This is a genomic window from Sulfuricurvum sp. (assembly GCF_023250475.1).
In the GTDB taxonomy this organism is placed as follows: domain Bacteria; phylum Campylobacterota; class Campylobacteria; order Campylobacterales; family Sulfurimonadaceae; genus Sulfuricurvum.
In genome coordinates this window covers 1-6,659 of sequence record NZ_JAHFAQ010000121.1, presented here as the reverse complement: position 1 = coordinate 6,659, position 6,659 = coordinate 1, and the positions used below count along the sequence as shown (strand labels likewise).

Sequence of the window (6,659 nt, the reverse complement as noted above, 5' to 3'; positions counted from 1 at the left end):
GGCCATTTGATCGGAACGTTCATGAAGGTTTACATCCTCTTCATCAATCATCGGATCAATAATAAGCTGATTCTCCACCCCTACAATTTTTCGTATCTCAATCCGGTGGGAGGCCGCCATTTTTACATGCGACCCCAACACTTCGATCACAATCTCGCGGGCCCTGATTCTGCCGCCGGTTGCTTGGGTGATCGTCACTTTATCCGCTTCGACAACTCCATGTTCGAGTCGGGTAATATGAACATCTTTTCCGTATGCCGTCCCTTTATGAACATTAATGCTCAGTTCATCGGCTCTGATGATAGCGCTTTGGTGCACCTGTCCATCTACGGTTGCTTTTTTAGCGGTCACTTTGGCATTGGGGCCGACATTTCCCTCAATATTAATAGCATTGACGGTCACCTCCATCCCCTGTCCGATTGCGTCTTTCATCGAATCTTTCTCTTTGACATTGATGGAGACATCGGCGTCAAGCTGGGTATCGATCGATCCTGTCGTTTTAAAACTGATCTCGGTCACTTCCACTTCACTCTGGATGTTGTACACGCCACCCTCAAAAGTGACATAACCTCCCGATCCCGCTCGATATTCAATGCTCTTGGGAGTATCGATGACCGTAATTTTATCCCCTGCCGTAAAGGTGGGTTCATTCTTGATAATCGGCTCTTTAGGGATAATAAATTCCCCGCGGCAGTTACGTCCGTTCTCCCCTCTTCGAGGTTTTATGTACTCTATCAGCAACTCATCTTTCACCGCACTGATCACATAGCCGCGATTAGCGTAATCAACTCTCCCGTGTTCATCCATATTCTGACGTTTTGCGTCATAATGAAGGATCAATTTATCATTCACCGTTTCAATCGGCTCATACCCTTGAGCAATAAGATAGCGCTCTTGCGTCTCGAACCGATAGTTTCCGGCGACACGGATTTTGGATAAAAGCTCACTGATATTCTGGATCAGCATTGAGTCAAATACCCCTATCAGCAAATTTGCACGAAGTTTTTTCTTATTAATCAAATGGATAAAATCTTCTTTGAAAGCTTCATAATAATGGGCAACACTTCCCGCTTTTATCGTCAAATAGATTTTGCACAGGGTAGGATTTCCTCCGATTGACATATCGATCGATTCGAGCGGGCTAGGTTCCGTAATCGAATAAATTTCGATTTCGTGAACCTGCTTCATCTCAAATTTCGGATTTAAGAAATGTTCTTCTTTAAGATCTTTAACCTCATCGGAGGTGAGTTCCACCCAATCTTCCGGTGACCCCTCTACCACCGCTTTCGTCAATGTTTGGGTACCGATGAGATGGAAATCAAGGGAATGAACTGGTACTTTATAGGTTAATGAAACTTGTAAAATCTCTTTGGCCACATTCGATGTACGTACAATAATAGGGGTGATAGGCGCTGACGTCGCAACCTTTTCATCCTCTTTTGTAAACAGCCCCATTCTTGATCCTTTACATAATTGCCCTTATTTTAATCACATATCGGTTAAAATTACGTAAACTTTATTTAAGGCTTAAAGAAGAGTATGTTTAAATCAATATTTTCCAACTCATTCGGCATCCTGATTTCTCGTGTGACCGGATTGGCGCGAGATATTTTGATGACGTCGGTATTGGGTGCGAATGTATGGAGCGACATCTTTTTTATGGCTTTCAAATTCCCCAACCTTTTTAGACGGATATTCGCGGAGGGATCATTTACCCAAAGCTTCATGCCCTCGTACATTGCTTCACGACAAAAAAGTGTTTTTGCCGTTGCGATTTTTATCCGCTTTATGCTCGTTATTATTGCCTTTTCCTTGCTTGTAAGTTTGTTTCCGGGATTTTTTACCAAATTGCTGGCATGGGATTGGAATGCCGATCTTATTGCTAAAACTGCACCTCTGACCACCATCAATTTCTGGTATTTGGATCTGATTTTTATCGTCACCTTCTTAGGAACCCTTTTACAGCATAAAGAGCACTTTTTCACCACCGCGTTTTCAACCGTTTGGCTCAATTTCGCCATGATTACGTCTCTGATGCTGTTTGCCCACAGCGATCCGAAAACGATCGTTTACGCCTTGAGTTTTTCGATTCTCGTGGGGGGAGTGCTGCAAGTAATCACCCATCTGTACACTATGCGTCAGCAAGGTCTCATGAAACTCCTTATCGGAGGGTGGAAGTACCGCAAATCCAAAGATGTCAAAGCCGAAGAGTCCAAATTCAGCTCTCTCTTTTTCCCCTCGGTGTTGGGAAATTCGACAGCCCAAATCGCCTCCTTCATTGATACGTCGTTGGCCTCGTTTTTGGCCGCCGGTTCCGTCTCCTATCTTTTTTATGCAAACCGGATTTTTCAGCTCCCGTTTGCCATTATCGCGCTGGCTATCACAACGGCGCTCTTCCCCACCATTGCCAAAGCGATCAAAAACAACAATAACGATCTTGCCTATAAAAATCTGTACAAATCGTTTTGGCTCCTCAGCGCCCTTTTGGGCATATCCGTTTTGGGGGGAATGCTGCTCGCGGAACCTATCGTTTGGCTGCTGTTTGAACGGGGTGCCTTTAGTATCCAAGACACCCACAATACGGCAAATGTCTTGATGATGTACATGATAGGATTGGTCCCTTTCGGATTGGCGAAACTTTTTTCACTCTATCTTTATGCCATGCACAAACATATCAAAGCGGCGAAAATTGCGGCGATATCGCTCATCATCAACATCCTTTGCTCCATTTTGCTGATGAAACCCCTCGGAGCGGCAGGTCTAGCATTGGCGGGAAGCATCGGCGGTGCCGTTCAAATGATTCTCACGATACGTGAAGTCGGCTGGAATATCTTTTTTAATCTTTTAAAAACCCGTTTCAGCCTCTATTTTCTGATCGGAGCAATAGGCTTTGGAGCGGCATTTTATACTCTAAACCAATTTTTGCTACACTTAATACGATAATTTTTAGGGATAACTATGACTATTTACGACAGCGTCAAAAAAACCAAACTGAAATTCGAGCCGCTTAGAGAGGGAAAAGTCTCCCTCTACGTTTGCGGCCCTACCGTCTATGACGATGCCCATTTGGGACATGCCAAAAGCGCTTTGGTATTCGATCTCTTACGCCGTGTATTGGAAGCAGAAGGGTATAATGTTCTCTTTGCCCGAAATATCACCGATATCGACGATAAAATTATCAATAAAGCAAAAGAGCTGGAAATCAGTACCGCCGAAATCGCCGAGCGTTACACCGATGCCTATCATCGGGATATGGCCGCCATCGGAGTGCGTGTTCCGACGATGGAGCCTAAAGCCACCGAATCGATCGATGCGATGAGTGAGATGATCCAAAAACTTTTGGACAGACACCATGCTTATACGATCAGCAACGGCGATATCTATTTCGATACCTCCAGCGATAAAAACTACCTCACCCTCTCCAACCGCCAAAGCTCTGAAAATGTAAGCCGTGTTGACAAAGTGAGCGAAAAACGGAGCGATGCCGATTTTGCCCTATGGAAAGCGGTGCATGATGAGGGTGTCGCTTTTGATTCGCCGTTCGGTCGGGGGCGTCCGGGATGGCATTTGGAGTGTTCGGCGATGATCGAGCGCTATGTCACATCAGGAGAGGGAGAATACGCTGTCGATATCCACGGCGGCGGCGCCGATCTCCTCTTTCCTCACCACGAAAACGAAGCGGCACAAACCCGCTGTGCAACGAATCATGAGCTGGCTAAATACTGGATGCATAACGGATTTGTCACCATCGGCGGCGAAAAAATGTCCAAAAGTCTCGGAAACAGCTTTTTCCTCAAAGACGCCCTGAAAGCGTATGACGGTGAAGTGCTCCGCTTCTATCTCCTCAGTACCCATTATCGGGGTGATTTCAATTTTAACGAAGAAGACTTAATCGCATCAAAACGTCGTCTTGATCGTCTGTATCGATTGAAAAAACGGCTCTTCGGACTCTCCTCCCCTATCATCGAAACCGAATTCAAAACCAACCTTCTCGAAGCGCTGGGGGATGATCTGAATGTCTCCCGGGCCTATGCCCTGATTGACGAACTGATCAGCAGTGCGAATGAAATGCTCGATACCAACCCCAAAGACAAACTCTATCGTCAGAATCTTCTATCATCACTCCATACGGTAGAGAACCTATTGGGGTTTGGTGCCCATAACCCTTACGAGTATTTTCAGTTCGGTTTGGATGAAAAGGCCAAAACAGAGATTAATCAGCTTATCACCCGACGCACCGAAGCCAAAAAGGCAAAAGATTTTGCCGCTTCCGATGCCATCCGCGATGAGCTTAGCACCCTTGGAGTATCCATCATGGATACTGCCGAGGGAACCTTTTGGGAGATGCGCGATTGAAATTAAAAGATATTTACCAACGCTACTGGCCGTATGTAAAAGGGTATAAGTTCCATTACTTCATGGTATTGATCGGAATTTTGCTTACCGTAACGGCAACCGCCGGAACGGCACATATTATGAAGCCGTTGATGGACAATATGTTTATTAAAAAAGAGCCGATGATGCTCTATTTTATCCCGACTCTCCTCATCGGAATTTATATTCTCAAATCGGTCGGACGTTATATACAGGCCGTTTTTACCTCCTATATCGGGATGCATATCATTTCCCGTCTTCGTGAAGATTTATTGGACAAAATGGTTCATATGGATATGCAGTTTCTCTATACCAACCGAAGCGGCGAACTTATTTCACGCATTACCAACGACATCGCCCGTGTTCAGTATTTTGTCTCCCGAATGCTCCCCGAACTGGTACAGGAGAGTTTTACCGTTGTCGCACTTGTCGTGTATGTCATTTATCTGAATGCCTCGCTCGCGTTTTGGGCACTGTTTGTCATGCCCGTCGTTGTATTGCCGCTCATTAAAATCACTCGACGGCTCAAACGCCTTTCTCACCGTTCTCAGGAAAAAAATGCCGATCTGATGACGCGATTGACTGAAGTTTTCAATAACAGCGAAATCATCAAAGCCAATGCAACCGAAGCGTACGAAATCGAACGGTATAAAAATGAAAATGAGGATTTTTTCAAGCTCAACATGAAAGCGACCTACACCAGTGAGCTCGTATCTCCGCTCATGGAGACGATTGCGTCAATAGGACTTGCCGCCGTTATTTTCATCGGAGGAAGAGCCGTCTATTCCGGGGAGATGAGCGTAGGTGAGTTCACCGCATTTTTAACGGCAATCGGTCTTGTATTTCAGCCTCTTCGCCGCGTCAGTGCCATCTACAGTAAGATACAAGATGCACAAGCGGCCAGTGAGCGGGTCTTCCATATCTTGGATTTGAACAACACTATCCAAGACGGCCCGTTGCAACTCGCAGAACCGATCAGCCACATCGAATTTGAAGACGTTACTCTGAAATTCGGAGAGAAAACCGCCCTCTCTCATCTTAATTTATCCATTGCTTCAGGAGAGACAATCGCCCTTGTCGGGCAAAGCGGCGGGGGAAAAAGTTCCTTAATCAATCTGCTCCTGCGCTTTTATGACCCCGATGAAGGGGCTGTAAGGGTAAATCATCATAATCTCAAAGAGTACACCCAGCTCTCTCTTCGTAACCAGCTGGCCGTCGTTTCGCAACGGGTCTATATCTTCCAAGACACCCTTGCCGCCAATGTCGCGTACGGAGACAGTATCGATGAAGAACGGGTAGAACAAGCTCTTAAAATGGCCGATGCACACGAATTCGCCCTCACTCTTCCTGATGGGATTTTTACCGTTATGCAAGAATTCGGCGCTAACCTCTCCGGCGGACAGCGCCAGCGTATCGCCATTGCCCGCGCTATATACAAACATGCCTCTCTGCTCATTTTGGACGAAGCGACCAGCGCACTCGACAATGAAAGTGAAAAGCGGATACAAGTGGCATTGGAGTCGTACGCAAAAGATAAAATCACAATTATCATTGCCCACCGTTTGAGCACCATTACCCATGCCGATCTCATTTTGTATTTTGAAGAGGGACGGATTATCGCTCGAGGCAGCCATAAAGAACTCCTCGAAGCATCTGAAAATTATCGCCGCCTTGCAGGGAAAATGGGAGAATAAACAGTCATTAATTCTTTTTTGAGTATAATCGCGTCAACTTTAACCATGACGAGGCGGGTCACTATGTTTGATTACGAATCTTTAAAACCTTGGCTTTTTAAGCTTCAGCCCGAAAATGCTCATACTCTTGCTGCGGCACTGCTCCGCACTGCAAGCTTTTGTCCCCCTCTTTTCAACAGCTGGATGACGAAACATTTTGTCACCCATCCCTCTCTGACCCAAGAATTGTTCGGACGGACGTTTCTCAATCCGGTAGGCCTCGCCGCAGGATTCGATAAAAACGCAACGATGTTCCACGGTGTAATGTCTCTGGGTTTCGGTTTCACCGAAATCGGAACCCTCACTCCAAAACCGCAAGAGGGAAATCCCCGTCCACGCCTTTGGCGCCACATCGAAGAGGAGACCCTCCAAAACGCTATGGGATTCAACAATGACGGACTTTTCCGTATTTCTCATCGGCTCAAAAATATTTATCCCTTCAGCACCCCTATCGGTGTCAATATCGGAAAAAATAAAATCACCCCGGATGATAAAGCGATCAAAGATTATACAACTCTGATCAAAGCACTCCATGAGTATGCCGATTACATG

General features: G+C 45.9%; 4 protein-coding genes and 1 pseudogene. 4 read left to right on the top strand and 1 reads right to left on the bottom strand.

Annotation, left to right across the window (positions count from 1 at the left end):
* Positions 1-1,455 (bottom strand): flagellar assembly protein A (locus Q0C19_RS10150; protein WP_295055650.1); only part of this gene is annotated, 1,455 nt, incomplete at its 3' end.
* Positions 1,456-1,539: 84 nt separating this feature from the next.
* On the opposite strand from Q0C19_RS10150, the gene murJ reads away from it, so the two are divergent.
* The 4 genes and pseudogenes from murJ to Q0C19_RS10130 form a co-directional block, all read left to right on the top strand.
* Positions 1,540-2,943 (top strand): murein biosynthesis integral membrane protein MurJ, encoded by a 1,404-nt coding sequence (murJ, locus tag Q0C19_RS10145; protein ID WP_295055648.1) that lies wholly within the window; start codon positions 1,540-1,542, stop codon positions 2,941-2,943.
* Positions 2,944-2,958: 15 nt separating this feature from the next.
* Positions 2,959-4,356 carry a cysteine--tRNA ligase gene (cysS, locus tag Q0C19_RS10140; protein WP_295055646.1) on the top strand — a complete coding sequence of 466 codons (1,398 nt, stop codon included), beginning with the start codon at positions 2,959-2,961 and terminating at the stop codon, positions 4,354-4,356.
* The gene (locus Q0C19_RS10135) at positions 4,338-6,068 is read left to right on the top strand and encodes an ABC transporter transmembrane domain-containing protein (RefSeq protein WP_295055645.1); all 1,731 of its coding nucleotides are present in this window, start codon (positions 4,338-4,340) and stop codon (positions 6,066-6,068) included. Before cysS ends, Q0C19_RS10135 begins: the two co-directional genes overlap by 19 nt.
* A gap of 63 nt (positions 6,069-6,131) precedes the next feature.
* Positions 6,132-6,659 (top strand): annotated as a pseudogene (locus Q0C19_RS10130) (dihydroorotate dehydrogenase (quinone)); the annotation flags it as partial.

Coding starts and splice junctions, on each gene's coding strand:
- cysS (WP_295055646.1), top strand. CDS start 2,959: ATGACTATTTACGACAGCGTCAAAAAAACCAAACTGAAATTCGAGCCG.
- murJ (WP_295055648.1), top strand. CDS start 1,540: ATGTTTAAATCAATATTTTCCAACTCATTCGGCATCCTGATTTCTCGT.